This is a genomic window from Enterobacter sp. DVT3837, from assembly GCF_056238685.1.
In genome coordinates, this window is the sequence record NZ_JBWDLA010000003.1 from 218,346 (window position 1) to 233,670 (window position 15,325).

At 60.7% G+C, this 15,325-nt stretch carries 15 protein-coding genes; 6 read left to right on the forward strand and 9 right to left on the reverse strand.

Annotated features, from left to right (window positions below; all coding sequences use genetic code 11):
* Positions 1-220 precede the first annotated feature (220 nt).
* From AC0XWG_RS24300 to AC0XWG_RS24310, 3 genes are all read right to left on the reverse strand, one after another.
* Positions 221-496 carry an EexN family lipoprotein gene (locus AC0XWG_RS24300; RefSeq protein ID WP_004883082.1) on the reverse strand — a complete coding sequence of 92 codons (276 nt, stop codon included), beginning with the start codon at positions 494-496 and terminating at the stop codon, positions 221-223.
* Positions 493-1,437, reverse strand: coding sequence for a LysR family transcriptional regulator (locus AC0XWG_RS24305; RefSeq protein WP_004883081.1), 945 nt, complete (start codon positions 1,435-1,437; stop codon positions 493-495). The genes AC0XWG_RS24300 and AC0XWG_RS24305 overlap by 4 nt, the downstream gene beginning before the upstream one ends.
* Positions 1,438-1,511: 74 nt before the next feature.
* Positions 1,512-2,936 (reverse strand): efflux transporter outer membrane subunit, encoded by a 1,425-nt coding sequence (locus AC0XWG_RS24310; RefSeq protein WP_028699135.1) that lies wholly within the window; start codon positions 2,934-2,936, stop codon positions 1,512-1,514.
* A gap of 109 nt (positions 2,937-3,045) precedes the next feature.
* Here AC0XWG_RS24310 and AC0XWG_RS24315 point away from each other — a divergent pair, with 109 nt between their 5' ends.
* The 6 genes from AC0XWG_RS24315 to AC0XWG_RS24340 all read left to right on the forward strand — a co-directional run bounded on the left by AC0XWG_RS24315 (position 3,046) and on the right by AC0XWG_RS24340 (position 10,752).
* Entirely contained in the window at positions 3,046-3,681 is a 636-nt protein-coding gene (locus tag AC0XWG_RS24315; RefSeq protein ID WP_022652140.1) for a TetR/AcrR family transcriptional regulator, read from the forward strand.
* Between the two features lie 50 nt (positions 3,682-3,731).
* Complete coding sequence (locus tag AC0XWG_RS24320) at positions 3,732-4,847, forward strand: efflux RND transporter periplasmic adaptor subunit (protein ID WP_044256783.1); 1,116 nt, start codon at positions 3,732-3,734, stop codon at positions 4,845-4,847.
* A gap of 22 nt (positions 4,848-4,869) precedes the next feature.
* Complete coding sequence (locus AC0XWG_RS24325) at positions 4,870-7,986, forward strand: efflux RND transporter permease subunit (protein WP_004883075.1); 3,117 nt, start codon at positions 4,870-4,872, stop codon at positions 7,984-7,986.
* 190 nt (positions 7,987-8,176) lie between these two features.
* Complete coding sequence (locus AC0XWG_RS24330; protein WP_004883073.1) at positions 8,177-8,512, forward strand: DMT family transporter; 336 nt, start codon at positions 8,177-8,179, stop codon at positions 8,510-8,512.
* A gap of 12 nt (positions 8,513-8,524) precedes the next feature.
* Positions 8,525-9,142, forward strand: a complete 618-nt coding sequence (locus tag AC0XWG_RS24335; RefSeq protein ID WP_004883071.1) for a DUF3313 family protein — start codon at positions 8,525-8,527, stop codon at positions 9,140-9,142.
* A gap of 221 nt (positions 9,143-9,363) precedes the next feature.
* Positions 9,364-10,752: a patatin-like phospholipase family protein gene (locus AC0XWG_RS24340; RefSeq protein ID WP_004883070.1), complete on the forward strand. Its 1,389-nt coding sequence runs from the start codon at positions 9,364-9,366 to the stop codon at positions 10,750-10,752.
* Here the strand turns inward: AC0XWG_RS24340 and AC0XWG_RS24345 are convergent.
* Genes AC0XWG_RS24345 through parA form a run of 6 tightly spaced genes read right to left on the reverse strand, consistent with a single transcriptional unit; the run spans position 10,745 to position 15,212 of the window.
* Entirely contained in the window at positions 10,745-12,727 is a 1,983-nt protein-coding gene (locus AC0XWG_RS24345) for a relaxase/mobilization nuclease domain-containing protein (protein WP_004883068.1), read from the reverse strand. The genes AC0XWG_RS24340 and AC0XWG_RS24345 overlap by 8 nt on opposite strands.
* Entirely contained in the window at positions 12,724-13,167 is a 444-nt protein-coding gene (locus AC0XWG_RS24350) for a hypothetical protein (protein ID WP_022652141.1), read from the reverse strand. The genes AC0XWG_RS24345 and AC0XWG_RS24350 overlap by 4 nt, the downstream gene beginning before the upstream one ends.
* On the reverse strand, positions 13,164-13,763 hold the full coding sequence (locus AC0XWG_RS24355; RefSeq protein WP_004883067.1) for a S26 family signal peptidase: 600 nt from the start codon (positions 13,761-13,763) through the stop codon (positions 13,164-13,166). The genes AC0XWG_RS24350 and AC0XWG_RS24355 overlap by 4 nt, the downstream gene beginning before the upstream one ends.
* On the reverse strand, positions 13,760-14,305 hold the full coding sequence (locus AC0XWG_RS24360; protein WP_004883064.1) for a DUF2840 domain-containing protein: 546 nt from the start codon (positions 14,303-14,305) through the stop codon (positions 13,760-13,762). The genes AC0XWG_RS24355 and AC0XWG_RS24360 overlap by 4 nt, the downstream gene beginning before the upstream one ends.
* The gene (locus tag AC0XWG_RS24365) at positions 14,302-14,577 is read right to left on the reverse strand and encodes a hypothetical protein (RefSeq protein WP_004883063.1); all 276 of its coding nucleotides are present in this window, start codon (positions 14,575-14,577) and stop codon (positions 14,302-14,304) included. Before AC0XWG_RS24365 ends, AC0XWG_RS24360 begins: the two co-directional genes overlap by 4 nt.
* A complete protein-coding gene (parA, locus tag AC0XWG_RS24370; protein ID WP_004883061.1) occupies positions 14,574-15,212 on the reverse strand; it encodes a ParA family partition ATPase in 639 nt (212 codons plus the stop codon). The genes AC0XWG_RS24365 and parA overlap by 4 nt, the downstream gene beginning before the upstream one ends.
* Positions 15,213-15,325: the final 113 nt, after the last annotated feature.

The following is a 15,325-nucleotide window of genomic DNA, read 5'->3' on the forward strand; positions in this document are numbered from 1 at the left end:
GCTTAGAAATGTGCCGCAGGCGTCAGGATCGGTGCTGGCTTAGTGCCGGTCAAAGACCGTTTGGGGCAGAAAGGTCGATAAGAAAGAATGAATTCGCGCTGTGTCTAGCCAGGGAGTGACTCCGTAAGCGCCGGCGAATATCAGCGTGCCGAACAGAAGATTCAGGCAGACTAGCGAATTGCTGAATTGCTGAATTGCTGAATTGCTGAATTGCTGAATTTCAGAATTTGGGGGATTCTTTGGGCGGTGTGTATGGCGTTTTTCCGTCACCGTAGAACCGCTTACGTGTTGCCTCCGCTACCCGGTTGCAAAGCAGTTCGCCCAAAGTAGGCCGATCCGTCTTGCATTGCTGGCGCAACTTCTTGAGCTGTTCCGGGTCTGCCACCAGCTCTTCTACTGTCGGGGTTTTCTTTTCTGCACTAGTGGCTTTGTGCGGTTTATCAGATTGACCGCATGCGACTAGCATTGCAGCGACGAGCGTGATGGCGAGTCTCATGGCATCAATTCCTCCGGAAGATCGGGATTTCGGCTTTTTGTTGACCTGAGAAACTCTGGCAATTCGATGGCCTGTACTCGCTGAATGAAGCGCGCAAGCTCGTCAAACGGATCGCCTTCAAGTCTGAGTAGATAGGTCGTCAAAGGTGGTACGCGTGTCGAAAGCGGCCTCGCCACGACTCCTGGCTCTCGGGAGGCTGCAATGTGTGCAGCCCCTGTAAGTCCGAGTGCAAAACCGGCAGATACCAACGCCATCATCAGGTCGAAAGTGGTAACCCGCTCGGCAACTAGAGGCTGCATTTCAGCCCGGCTAAGTACTCGCTCAATGTGCTTGGCGTGGCCCTCGCACACTTGAGGATCAGATAGCACTAGCGGGTAGCGCAGCAGTTCATCCAATGGAATTCGCTTAAGAGCCAGCAACGGATGCCGAGCTGGCAGCGCCACCATAAGCGTGTCAGTCCACGCGGGAAGTGCGACGATTCCATCACCTACGTCGTCGGACTGTGCAAAGCCGACGTCATACAGGTCGTCGTGCAATCCTTTGATTTGTTGGGATAGTGGCACCTCAAAAAAGCGAATCTCAACCTCGGGCTCCTCCTCGCGACACAACGCCAATAGGGCTGGTAAGCACAGTAGTGTTGCGCCGTCTGACAAGGCGACGCGGAGTTGTCCATGAAAGCCATTTTTTGCTGCCTTCACGCAGTCCCGCGCCTGTTGCAAGGATGCGAACACCCGAGGTGCGTGCTCCATGAGCATCAACCCAGCTCGTGTCAAACGCGTGCTTCTCGTGTTCCGAATAAAGAGCTGTGCTCCTAACTCCTCTTCGAGTTCTTTGATCGTGCGAGACAGTGGGGACTGCTCAATATGCAGTTTCGCAGCGGCGCGAGCGAAGTGAAGTTCCTCGGCGAGCGCCATAAAACAACGTAGATGTCGAATTTCCATGCGTCCCCTACTAATCGTCGATCTATTCAGTATTTAAAACTCGCTGCCATGCTGCGTTCTTCCAACTCAAGGACTCAGGGTGAAGATTGCAGATTCACATGCTCTGGCGAACCAGAAAGCGCTTTAGCGAGAACACCCCATTGCACGGCTGCGTCGGCGCGAGCACGGACCAGAGCCGCTCGCTGGGACAAGGTGCCACGCTCCGCTTCTGCAACAACGGTCGCATCCACCTGTCCCGCCTCAAAGAGGCGTCGACTGCGGTCAAGGAGTCGATCAGCGACGACAAGACCATCGACCTGATGCTGCAGAGAAGTCCGCTGGGTCTGCCAGCCCAGATAAGCGTTCTCCACATCCTGAAGCGCAAGCAAAACCGTGCGTTCCAGGTCAGCCTGTGCGCCGCGACTGCGTGCTGAGCCCTCGTCGATTCCCGCTTGTATTGCTCCACCGTCAAAGATCGGAAGCGTCACACCCAAGCCCAGAGAGAAAATGTTCCCTGCCACACGTGTTCCGTTGTTCTCGAAGCGTTGGCGCCCACCACTCAAATCGAGCACAAGTTTGGGGAACCGCTCGCCTTCTGCTGCGTTCCATCGCGCCGTCGCCGCTGCAAGACGCGCCTGCGCGGCTCTGACGTCGGGGCGCTGCTGCAGCAATTCGCCTGGCACGCTTCTGGGAGTCCAATCGGGCATGGTGAGAGAGGCAAGCGCAGGACCGCTGCCAAGCGCCCCCGGAATCCGGCCAACGAGCACATCCAAGGCATGCGTTGCTTCGCCGCGTACGCGTCGCAACTGCTCTTGCTCCACCCGGAGGGCGATGACCTCGGAACGCGTGCGTTCAATGTCAAAGCCCGTAGCTTGACCTGCCTTGAACTTCTGCTCTGTCAGACGCTCAAGGCGCTCGGCGACTTGAAGTCGCTCTTTTGCCAGATCTTCCAGCTCTGCCGCCTGCCGCTGCTGCAGTGCAGCGGACACTGTCTCAAAGGCGATCTGCCAACGTGTCGCGAACCAGTTCTGTTCGACAGCAACTGCGTCCATCCGTGCGCCATCAGCGGCATGCGAGAGGCGGCCCGCTAGATCAACTTCCCATGAAGCCGACAGCGGAAGCCTGGCATCGCTGCTGATGGTCGGTGCCAAAGAAAAGTCGCGCGCGCGCGTTGCTTGGGGCGTGAGCGCCAAGCTAGGGAACATTGAAGCGCGTGTACGTCGGGTGATCGCCACAGCTTCATCAATCCGCGCTCTTGCAATAGCGAGATCGGTGTTGTGCTCCAGCGCGTTGCGCACCAGCGCGTCAATCAGCGGATCACCGTACGCCGTCCACCACTCGGCCGGGAGTGCTTGTGCTGGCACCTGCTGCACAGCCAGACCCGCTTCGTTCATGAATTTGGCCGGAACCTCAACGCGTGATGTCTCCACCCTGTGAGGCGAGTGGCTGCACGCGGCGAGAAGCGTGATCGATAGGAATGCAACAGCAGTAAGGCCGCGGCGGGCGTAGGGATCGGACATGTTGAGCCACTAGGTTGTGAATTGAGGAGGCCGTCTTGACGGGCATAGTTCATGGCGTGTACTATACCGTTCAGACGGTTCAAAAATCAAGCATCTTTGGAGTTTCACCATGGCAACTCGTATGAAATCAAGCCCAGAGGAGTCGCATTCGGCGGACAACGGCGCTGAAGCCCCCTCCATCTCTAAGAAAGCGCAACAAACACGGGAGCGCATCCTTCAAGCTGCGCGTGACGTAGTCATGGAGGGAGGTGCCGGGCACCTAACGCTTGACGCGGTCGTTGCACGGGCAGGAATGAGCAAAGGTGCGTTCCTGTACCACTTCAAGACCAAGCGCGATCTGCTCCTCACGATGATTGATGACCAGGTCTCGGCGTTTGATGGCGGGCAGGAAGAGCGAGAGCTGCCATTCGTCGGCGATCCAGACCCTTGGCTATCCAGCCAGGTCTCGGCTATGCCTGACGGCGGGATGCAAAAGATGAGCGCTGCATTGCTGGCGGCCGTGGCTGAAGACCCCACGCTGCTTGAGCCTGTGCGCGGCTGGTACCGCAGGCAGTACGAGAACGCGAGCAAATCTCCACGCGGCACCGATATCGCCGGAATCGTTCTATTTGCCTTGGACGGAGTCTTCCTCGCCGAAATGATGGGTTTTCCGACGTTTGCTGCCGAAGACCTTTCTCGACTCATGCACACCCTCCAGGCGCTCGCCCGCGGCGAACTGGAACTCACCCCTATTGATAAACGCTGATGAAAGGCCTTCCCGTGTCTTGCACTCCCTTTAAATCCCAGTCCTGGCAAATGCAGAAAGTCGGCCTCGCGTTTGTTCTGCTCGCATCGCTTGCCGGCTGTGATAGTCAGAAGGAGCCTGCTTCCGATCCACCGCGAGCGGTCAAGCTGCTCACGGTGGGGGATGTAGGTTCTGTGGCCAATCGCATTGAATTGAGTGGTCTAGCTCGCTCCAGTGAGCGGAGTACCTTGGGGTTCGAGACTGGCGGGCGTATCAGCAAGCTTCATGTGGACGTGGGAGATCGCTTCTCTCGCGGACAGCTTCTGGCTGAGTTGGATGTTCAGCCCGAGCAACTCCGCCTAGAACAGGCTCGGGCGACACTCGCTGCTGCGGAAGCCGCATTGGCAGACAGAATCGTGCAGACAACGCAGCAAAGGGGGCTGCTTGAGGGCAACGTAATCTCCCCGGCTGCATTCGAGAGTGTGAAAGCACAGTTGGTTGCAGCTGAAGGCCAGGTGCGCAATGCAAAGGCCGCATTCGGCCTTGCCGAGCGTGCGCGAAGGGGGGCCGCCATTCATGCGCCATTCGACGGCGTCGTCGCGGAGAAACTCGCTCTGCCGTTCACAGATATTGCAGCCGGAGCGCCGGTGCTTCAAGTGGATGGACTACGCAGCGGCGTAGAAGTCCTTGCGACTGCATCGACGACCCAGGCGGCAAATATCAAAATTGGGCAGGTCGCCGAACTGCGCCTGAGCGAGTCAGCAAGTCCCGTTCGTGCTTCGGTACAACGCATCGGCTTGCGTGCTGAAAATGGCTCACTTTTACCTGTCGTGCTCGTTCCTCAAGATGCTACTCTTGCGCGCAGTCTTCGACCCGGGTCTGCCGTTCAAGTATTGCTGAAGGCACCGGAAGCGAAGGATGCCTCACCAGATCGTCTGATGCTTCCCTATTCGGCACTGGTGCTCAGTGAGAAAGCAGGACAAGCCGCAGTGTTTGTATATGACGTGACCGGAAAGAAGGTGCACCGCCGGGAAGTGCAATTCCAGAGCGAGCCAGGCGGCGACAACGTTCGCGTTGTGGGCGGCCTGAAGCGCGGCGAGATGGTAGTCGCGGCTGGCGCGAGTTGGCTGACGAACGAGCAACAAGTCACCCCACTCAAGGCCACGACCCAATTGGCCGGACGCTGACCCGCTACAGGAAGACTTCGCTATGAAGATCACAGAAATGGCGCTGCGCGCCAGCAGACTCACCTACCTTGCCGCGGTCATCATTCTTGTTGCCGGCATTGCCACGTTTCTCAATTTCCCTTCGCAGGAAGAGCCATCGGTCACGATTCGAGATGCGGTTGTTGCCGTTCTGAACCCTGGCATGCCAGCCGAACGTGTTGAGCAGTTGATCGCGCGTCCGATCGAGGAGCGTTTGCGGGAGCTGGCCGAGGTCAAGCGTGTAACCACAACCGTTCGCGCGGGCGGGGCCGTCATACAGGTCACGATCTGGGAGCGGTACACCGACCTAGCCCCCATATGGCAGCGCGTTCGCGCGAAGGTTGCCGATGCTCAGCCTCTGCTTCCACAGGGTACGTTGGGGCCATTTGTCAACGACGACTTCGGCCGTGTTGCCGTGGCCTCCATTGCGGTGACCGCGCCGGGCTACTCCATGGGCGAAATGCGTGTGTCGTTGAAAGAGATGCGCGATCGCCTATACGCGCTTCCCGGCGTTGATCGCATCAGCTTCTACGGCTTGCAGGAAGAGCGCGTCTATCTCGAATTTGATCGACCAAAACTAGCCCAGCTTGGATTGACCCCACAAGGGGTGATCGATCAACTCGTTAAACAAAACGTCGTGCTTTCAGGCGGGCAAATCGCCATCGGTGGCATCAACGCTTCGCTGGCTGTTAGTGGAGAGGTTCGCGACGCCGCCTCGCTGCGCGCGTTGCCGATCATGATGGCGCAAGCTCAGGGTGCGCGCGGTGCTTCGCCTGCTCCTTCAATCTCACTGGGAGAGCTTGCGCGCGTGCAGGTACAACCTGCAGATCCTCCCGAGTCTGCTGCAGTCTATAAGGGCCAGCCTGCCGTAGTGATGGCAGTGTCCATGACCTCGGGCCAGAACGTGGAGCAATTCGGCGTAGCCCTCAAATCCCGTGTGGCCGAGCTTGAGAAACTTCTGCCCGCAGGTTTCGAGCTCTCCTATGTGACATTCCAGGCAGACGTCGTCAAACGTGAAATGGGCAAGATGAACCAGGTGATGATCGAAACGATTGTCATCGTGCTCGGCGTCGTCGTCCTTTTCCTGGGATGGCGCACAGGATTCATCGTCGGGATGATCGTGCCGCTTACCATTCTGGGGGCACTGATCGTGATGCGCGCGCTGAACATCGAGCTGCAAAGTGTTTCGATGGCAGCCATCATCATCGCTTTGGGGCTCTTGGTAGACAACGGCATCGTGATTGCCGAAGACATTGAACGGCGCTTGGCAGCCGGTGAAGACCGCAAACAGGCTTGTCTCGAAGCGGGTCGTACCCTCGCACTGCCGCTGCTGACGTCCTCATTGGTTATCGTCATCGCCTTCTCCCCGTTCTTCTTCGGCCAGAGTGCGACGAGTGAGTATCTGCGCTCTCTCGTCATTGTCCTCGCGCTCACGTTACTCGGATCTTGGCTGTTGTGTCTGACCGTCACTCCACTGCTGTGCTACCACTTCACCAAAGTGCATCATCAACCGGCGAATGACGCGCAAACCTACAACACACGCTTCTATCGCGGCTATCGCAAGTTGCTTGAGTGGGTGCTTGACCACAAGGCGATCTACGTTGGTGTGATGACGGGTGCATTGGCCGTAGCTCTGTACGGATTCACGACACTGCCATACGACTTCTTGCCGAAGTCCGACCGAGTTCAATTCCAAATACCGGTGCAGCTCGCCCCTGGAACGGATTCACGGCTCACTCTTGCCAAAGTGAAGGAAGTGAGCGGCTGGCTCGGTGATCAAGAAATCAACCCCGAAATCACGGATCACATTGGCTACGTCGCTGACGGTGGGCCGCGCTTCATCCTTGGGCTCAATCCCCCATTGCCAGCATCGAACATCGCGTACTTTGTCGTGACGGTCAAGGCAGGCACCAACATTGACGTCGTGATTGCCCGAACTCGGGCTTACTTCGCGCAGCATCATGGAGATGTACGCGCAGAGCCTCAGCGGTTCTCGCTAGGCACTACCGAAGCCGGCACAGCCGTCTACCGGGTCAGTGGGCCGGATCATGAGGTGCTGATGAATGCGGCGGCGAAAATTGAGTCCGCGCTACGGGAGCTGCCAGGTACGGCCAACATCAAGAACAACTGGGATACCCGTGTCGGCCGTCTCGATGTTCGGGTCGATCAAGATCGTGCGCGACGTGCTGGCGTCACCACCGACGACATAGCTGCCTGGCTTGGCACCCGCTACATCGGCCAGTCGATCTCTGTGATCCGAGATGGCGATACCAGCGTGCCAATCGTGATGCGCGGGACGTCCAATGATCGGCGCAGCACTGCGGACGTTGGTTCGACGACCATCTATCCAGCGTCGGGTGGCCAGCCGGTTTCCCTGGCGCAAGTGGCCGATGTCACGCTCGCTAGCGAGCCGTCTGTGATCCAGCGCCGCAATCTCATTCGTACAGTCACAGTTCAGGGGCAGAACACCGCATACACCGCGCAAGAGATCGTGGATCACCTCGCACCTCGGATCGCCGCAATTGAACTACCTGCAGGCTATGCCATAGAGCTTGGTGGAGAAATTGAGGAATCGGCTGAATCGAATGCATCGCTCACGCACTACATGCCGTTCGCTCTTCTGGCGATGTTGCTGCTATTCATCTGGCAGTTCAACTCCTTCCGCAAGCTGATCGTGATTCTCGCAACGATTCCCTTCACGTTGATTGGGGTCGTGATTGCACTGAAGGCAACAGGCACTCCTTTCAGCTTCATGGCGACATTCGGGGTGCTTGCGCTGTTCGGAATCATCGTCAACAACGCCGTTCTTCTGCTCGAACAAATTGAACACGGCCTCTCGGAAGGTCTCGCCCGACATGAAGCCCTGGTGGGAGCTGCGATGCAGCGGCTGCGTCCAATCGTGATGACCAAGGTGACCTGTATCGCGGGTCTCGTGCCCCTGATGTTGTTTGCGGGGCCGCTGTGGAAGGGCATGGCCATCGGCATGATCGGTGGTCTCGCACTTGGCACGCTCGTGACGCTTGGCCTGATTCCGTTGCTCTACGAGGTGCTGTTCGGAATGAAGTGGCCGGGCAGCAAACGGAGTCACGAGGCGGTACAACAACCAGTGCAACCGGTCTGATCCCTCAGCGTAACTGTCCACACGCTTCCCCCGATCTCTCTCGTGGCCGGAGAGATCGGGGAGACAGATTCTCGCCATCAGAGAGTTTAAGAAGAAATCAGAAGCAGAGCGAATTGACCGCCTACTGCCTATTCTTTGATGCTTTGATGCTTTGATAATCAATTTTCACTGAATAGATTTGGAGAAATATATGAACCCGTTGTCATGGAATCCATGGTTGGTTCTACTGATTGCCGGCCTGTTCGAAATCGGTTGGCCACTAGGCCTCAAGATGGGTGCGGCCAATGCAGCGATGCGCTACGTGGGGCCGGCGATTGCAGTTGCCTGTATGGCAGCCAGCGGCTTTTTCCTATGGTTATCTCTTAAACAGATCCCCATAGGAACAGCTTATGCGGTCTGGACCGGCATCGGTTCGCTGGGCGCGTTTTTCGTGGGCGTGTATGTGTTCGGCGATACCGCCTCCTTGATACGTTGGGTTGGAATTGCGCTGGTTGTTGCTGGCATCGTCTGTCTGAAAATGGGATAAATGAAAATATATATGAAACGCCCTATTTCATTAATCCATTTTGTGCTGCTGGCAGGCCTCACGGCAACCTTATCTGGCTGTGCTTCAAACGGAATGACTCGATCAGGGTTTCTTGGTGATTACGATGTATTGGGAAAAACGAAGTACGAAAATGTTCTGCTCTTCAAGGCGCCAGGCTTTGAACCCAGTCGTTACCGGGAAATATTAGTCGAGGATGCTCAGGTAGTGACGGCAACTGGACGCATAGGTGGGCTTGAAGCTGAGCAAGTGCGAGAGCTTCTCGATCACGTCAACAGTGAACTGCGACATCTCCAAACTAAGTCCGAAGCTCCCGCATCGTCAGGCCGCATACGTGTGCGTGTGGCAATTACGACCATTGAGACGCCCAATAGAGCAGTCAACACCCTAACGACGTTGCTTGTTGGACCAGTGACAACTGGGGGAGCTAGTTTGGAGTTTGAGGCAGTAGATGAACAAACAGATCGTCGGGTGGCTGCTGCTAGCTGCTTCGAGCACGGCAACGCTCTCGCGGATTTCAAAGGCTCCTACACACTGCTCGGGCATGCAAAGTCTGCAATCACCACCTGCCTTGAACGGATCAATAGCGCTTGGAGAAGTGCTGGCTCGTGAATAGCTGCTATTCCATAACTTCGCGCGGATCGCGAGGAGCCTCATCAAGGGGATTCGTAGGGTGCCGTTCTTGTAACGTCTGCAGCATTCTGGAGTGGCTCTGCTTCGTCGCAAAATTGCCGGCGTTTCTCGTTCTTGTCTATTCGAAACGCTGCGTGGTGCTGCTTGCAGAGGTAAAGCGCCTGGAGGTGTGTAAATTCACACGATGGAGTTTGGCCGGTGTGCTGGCAACGGTAGTTCTGACAGGGTGTTCCACTTACCGTCCTTGGATCAACCCGACACTTTCCGACGCCGCCTTAATGTCTCTCGCCGAGAACGACCAACGCATCAGGCCGTCGGAGGTCAACCAACCGGTGGTTGTAGCGGTGACACTGTCAGGCGGGGGCGCTCGGGCGGCGGCCTTCGGCCTGGGCGTGCTGCGCGAACTCAAGGCCACACGCTTCGCGCTAGAGGGCCAGGAGACCACTCTGTTGGATCAGGTGTTCCTGGTCAGCGGAGTGTCGGGGGGCAGCATCCTTGCCGCGCACTTCGCGGCCTTCGGCGATGCCACGCTGACTCGTTTCGAGCCGGATTTTCTGCTTGTGCCTTTTGAGGGGCGACTCATACGTGAAGCTCTGTGGCCTGAGCGTCTTTATAGACTAACTTCACCTTGGTTTGGGCGCAGCCAGATCCTGGCTCAACGCTTGGACGAACTTTTTGAAGGCCGCACCTTTGGTGACGTGCGCCGACGACCGGGCGCGCCCGAACTGATGATCACGGCAACCGACCTCACGACCGGTGCCCCTTTCGATTTCACCACCGAGCAATTCCGGCTAATCTGTTCCGACCTCGATGCAACGCCGCTGTCTTTCGCGGTGGCGGCCTCGTCGGCAGTACCGCTGGTGCTGTCGCCCGTAACGGTGCGAAACAACGCCAATACCTGTCCGCCGCCTCTCCGATCTTTGCCTGTCAGAGGGCAAAATTACAGATCACGCATCCTGCAAAGCGGCATAGACAGCTACCTCAATGCGCACGATCGGCCCTATATCCACCTCGTGGACGGTGGTGTCTCCGACAACCTCGGCGTACGTCTGATGCTAGACCGGCTAGTAGCTTCGGGCTCAATGAGCGCCAATTTCTCGGAGGTCAAGCCCGGAAGCTTGCGCCGACTCGTGTTGGTGACGGTGAACTCCGAACGAGGACTGAGCGAGAGAGTGGACAGTAGCGACCGAGTTCCCAGCACGACGCAAGTACTTGAGTCGCTGATCTTCGGTGCCGGCGCTCGCGAGACCCAGGTGACGCTGGCCATGCTTAACGACGACCTGCAACACTGGCGTTCCGAGATTGTCCGCACCCGTGGCCAAGCGGACAGCCCCTTTGCGGCCGACGCAGAAATCTACGTAGTAAGCGTAAGTCTGAACGACGTGCCGGACGACAAGATCCGGCATTCGCTGCTGCGCGTGCCCACAGCCTTCACGATCGAGGCTACGGATGTCTTGGACCTGCAAACTGCGGGAGGCGAAGCACTGAGGCAATCCAAGGAGTTTATGGCATTGATTGAATCTCTAAGAAGAATCACAGCAGCCAAGCAGACTGCGCCTGGTACTCAGCTTCCCTTGATATCTAACTGATACCGATACTGGGCTTTCGTCCAAGTTCCCAAGAGGCACTTCCGCCGATAACCTTTGCGGCAAGCTGTTGTCCCAGTCGCGGCTCAATTACCGGCCGCCACGGCACAAGGCTGAACCCCATGCCGTCATCGAGCATCGCGTAGCGCCCGCTGGCGAGCATAATGGAACGCCGGTAGATACCGGCTACGCGCTGCCCGTCGGCCACCGGGCGATGCTCTAGGCCGGTTTCCGCCGCAATGTCTTTCGCGGCCTGCACTAGTTCCCGATTGCGTAGCGTGCCCAGCAGGTTGCGCGCGAGGATGACGCGCTGCCCGCGGCGCTGTGCCAGCCCCTGTTCTTCGAGGAAATCGGCTCGCTGCTGTATGGCCTGCTTGGTATCACCGCCAAAGCCCAAGTTGCCCAGCCCACGGCCACCGCCGATCAGTTGCTGGTCAAGCCAAGTCGCGCCGATGACGCGGGCCTGCCGTTCAATAGGAAGGTGTGATTTCAGCTCTACGGCTACATCGCCCAGCCGTTGCGCGTCGTATTGGCGGCCACGCTCGGCCAGGTCGTCCGGTACCTTCCATAGCCCTTCGGCCACGCGCTCCACGATGCAAGCCCGGCGCAGGGCTTCCAGCCGCCGGACATGAGCGGCGACGACTTCCTGCGGGTCGCGTCCGGGCGTAGCCCGGCCCTGCTCGATTACCAGGTGATGATCGGTGCGGTACAGGCCATCGCTCGCCAGCGAGGCGATGTTCTTGTCGGCCGTGCGCACCTCAGTCGAACCCTTCACCTCTACCACAGCGCCCGTGGGATAGTTCGCCAGTTCGTCGCGGGCGTTCAGTGCAACGTAGTGGGCCTTACCGTCCGTGCCGTCGATGATCAGATAGCCTCGGTCGTGCAACTCATCGGCAAGCCCCTTCGCGGCCACGCGGCCGATGAGGCTGCGACCATCGTCGCCCGGCTCGAACACCGCCAGCTCACGCGGCTGGCCGCTCATGGCCCGCTGCATCGTTCGGATGATGTCGCCACGCTCACCCAGGGCACGCAAGGTCTTCTCGGCATCGGCATGAATGGCCCAGGTGCCGGGCTGCACCTCGTCGGCTAGGCCCAGGCGCTGCAAGCGTTGCAGGCGGCCGATCAGCAGCAGGCGCTGGCGTTGCAACCTCGGCTCGTTGAGCCGTTCGACATGCACCCGGCCATCCTCGCCGGTCTCGCGCTGCAAGGTGCGATCCAGGCTCGTCCACCGCTCCTGTTCCACCTCGCGCCTCAAGGTCTGCTGAATCTCCAGTTCGGTGCGCGGCCCCAGCCACTCGGTCGCCAGCTCGGCGGCGCGATGGCGGAAGCCGTGGGCGATGTAGTCACCCGCGATGATGAGGTCTTTGCCGGTGTCGTCGCGCCCGCGCACGATCAGGTGGGTGTGCGGGTTGTCGGTGTTCCAGTGATCCACCGCCACCCAATCCAGCCGCGTGCCCAGGTCGGCTTCCATGCGGCTCACCAGATGCCGGGTGTAGGTGCGCAGGTCGTCCAGCTCGGCCCCGTCCTCGGGCGAGACGATGAAGCGGAAATGGTGCCGGTCGTCGGCGCAGCGTTCCTTGAAGGCGTCCAGATCGGCTTCGTCGGCCTGTGGCCCGTAGCCCCGGCCCGGTTCGCCATCGCGACCCGCGCCGTCGCGCTCGATGTAGCGCAGGTGCTTGGCGAGCGATTGCGGGCTGGCCCGCTGGTGATTGACCAGCAAGGTCTTGATGGTCACGCGCCGCGACATGGGCATTAGCTTCGCCCCGGCGAAGCGCGCCGCCGTGTGGCCACGTCCGAGCCGAGAGCCGGGCCGCTGGCCGGTGCCAGCCGCGCCAGGACGGCGTACTGCCGACTTGCCGCTGCTGGCTTTGCCGGCCTGCTTGAGCACCTTGGAAACGAAGCTCTGCCCCTGGCCCTTGCCCCGGTTCTTCGGGGCGCTGGGGCGCACGCGAAAGTCGTCGTCGCGGCTGTCGGTCATGGCTGCGCTCCCCGCAAGCTTGGGCGTGTCCTGTCGTGCGAAGCACGCGGACATGCCAGCATTGGCGCGACCCTCGCGCCAAACGCGGCACGGTGGCGAAGCCGCTCCGTGCCGCGTTCCCCCCATGTGCTGACTGGCTTTCGACGCGGCCAGGTGCCGCGTCCTTTTGTCTTGCCTTCCGCCTTTGCCCTTCGCTGTCGCTCCAGGCAACGGCGGCCCGGCGGCGCTGCTGCGTGAACAGACAGCGCGCCGGCGAAAGCGCCAATGGCCGCAGGCCGGGCGCGTTCGAGGCAAGACGCCTGAACGTTGGACGGCTGCGCCGGATGCTGCGCGACGTGCGGTGCGAATGCACCGGCACGACAGGCGCAGCGACACTGAAGCAGCCAGCAGAACGACATGCCCGATGGCACGTCAGAGCGCAGCGAATCGGCGGCCATCATGGGCGTATCTCCGGCCACACCGGATGCGCAACGCCGATCACGGCGGATGCGCTGACCGGGCCGAAATAGCGGCTGTCGAACGATGCTGGATTCGTCACGCTCAACAGGAGCAGTTCGCCCGGTTCAAGGCGGCGGCAAAGCTGCAAGGACGGCAGCGCCCGGCCCAGCCGGTCGGCGGGCAGTACGGCGGCCGAAGGCACGCCGTCGATGCGTACCTGACCGGCGACGATGCAGACGTGTTGCGGCGCGACCGCGCCCACACGTTTGAGCAGCGGAACGCGCGTCGGCAGGTAGCCGCGCTGCGCAGCGAGCGCGGCAGCCGTGGCCGGAAGCGGCACCAGCACGATGCTGTCCACGGACAACGGACGTGGCAGCGAGGCGGTGCGCGGGTCGAACGGGTCAATGCGATACCAGCCGACCGCCACGCTGTCGGACGGGTTGTAGGTCAGACGCGGCAGCGGCGACACGAAAGCCGCCCAGGCCAGCGCAGCGAAGCCGATGGCGGCCAGTGTCGCCAGCACGATGCGAGCGCGCAGGCGTGAGCGAGGACGCGGCGCCACGTCGGGCGCGTTGGGTGTGGTGGTCGGGGCGGTCATGGCAGCACCTTCCCGGCCAGCCAGGCGGTATGCCGCTCGGTGGTGTATTCGGGCAGCGCAAGGCGAGCCGCAAGACGGTTGCCCAGCGTGCGCCAGTACGCCGGCGACACGTCGATGGCAGCGATGCCCAGCGCCTCGATGCCGTCGATGCGCTCCAGCACGGCGCGCACGTTGGCATCGCCTTCGGTGTGTAGGAGCAAGCGCGCGCCCGGCTGAACACCGGGGATGCGCTGCGCCGCGTCCAGCGGTGTGCAAGCCTGCATCACCATGAGTTGCCAGCGGATCGTGCCGTAGTCGTTGGCCTGCCAGCGGATGCGGCAGAGCATCGCGCCCGGCAGGAACACCGCGCAGCGCCGCCAGCGGTCGAGCTGAAGCGTGCGCGCCGGTTCGCCGAAGCGCAGGTAGAGCTTGAAGCGATGTTCGAGGTAGGCCAGCGAAACGCGCGTCAGCGGCACATTGCCGGCCTGTCCGGCGAGTGCCGAAAGCGCAGGCAGCGGCGCAGCCGGTGCCGCGTTCGCGGCAGGCCAAGCGAATGCGTTCATGGTGTGTTCTCCGGCGGAAACTCCCGCTCCAGCAGGCCGCGCAGCAGGTCGGCCACGGTCACGCCTTGCGTGAAGGCCGACACCTTGATGCGCGCCCGCATGGCGGGCGTGATGTCGAGCGTGAGGCGGGCCGTGTAGAGGTCGCCTTTGCCCAGCGCGTCGGCATCGCCCTGACGAATCCACGCCTCGGCGTGCGGATTCGCGGGCGGACGTGCGCCGATGCCGACGCGCTTGCCCGTGCGTTTGCTGTTGGGTGGCTGCTGCGCTGTCATGTCGGCCACCGCAGCAGTTCGTCCACCAGGGCGGTGATTTCGCGGGCGGCGGCACTGTCGGGCGCTGTCTCGCGTGCGAGCCGGCCAGCGGCCACGCTGTCGGCGAAGACGATGCGCTGATGCACCTCCGAGCGCAGCGCGGGCAGCGGCTGTTCGGCGAGCGATTGCCGCGCCTCGCGCCCGATGATGGTGGTGCTGACGCGCCGGTTGATGACGAAGGCCGCGCGGAGCAGCGGCCGGAACACCTGCGCCTCGCGGATCAGCGAAACCATTTCCGAGCTGGCCCAGAGGTCGTAGGGGCTGGGCTGCACCGGGATCAGCACGCGCTCGGCCGCCAGCAGCGCGGAGCGCGCCAAGGCGGCGATGCGCGGCGGCCCGTCGATGATGACGTGATCGGCCCGCCTGGCGAGTTCTGGCGCTTCCTGATGCAGCGTTTCGCGTGCGAGGCCCACGGCGCTGAACAGCCGTGGCAAGCCTTGCTGGCTTCTGCGCTGCGTCCAGTCCAGGGATGAACCCTGCGGGTCGGCATCGAGCAGGACGACATGCTGGCCGCGCATCGCCAGTTCGCCCGCGATGTGCGTGGCGAGCGTGGTCTTGCCGACACCGCCTTTCTGGTTGAGCAGAGCGAGGATCATGGCGCGGCCCTCCCTGCTGGAAAGCCGGGCTTTACCTGCCGTGCAAAACGCTGTTCGCCGTGCCGTTTCTCGGTTGTCCACCGAAACGGCGCGCTTCTACTAAAAGTTATGTA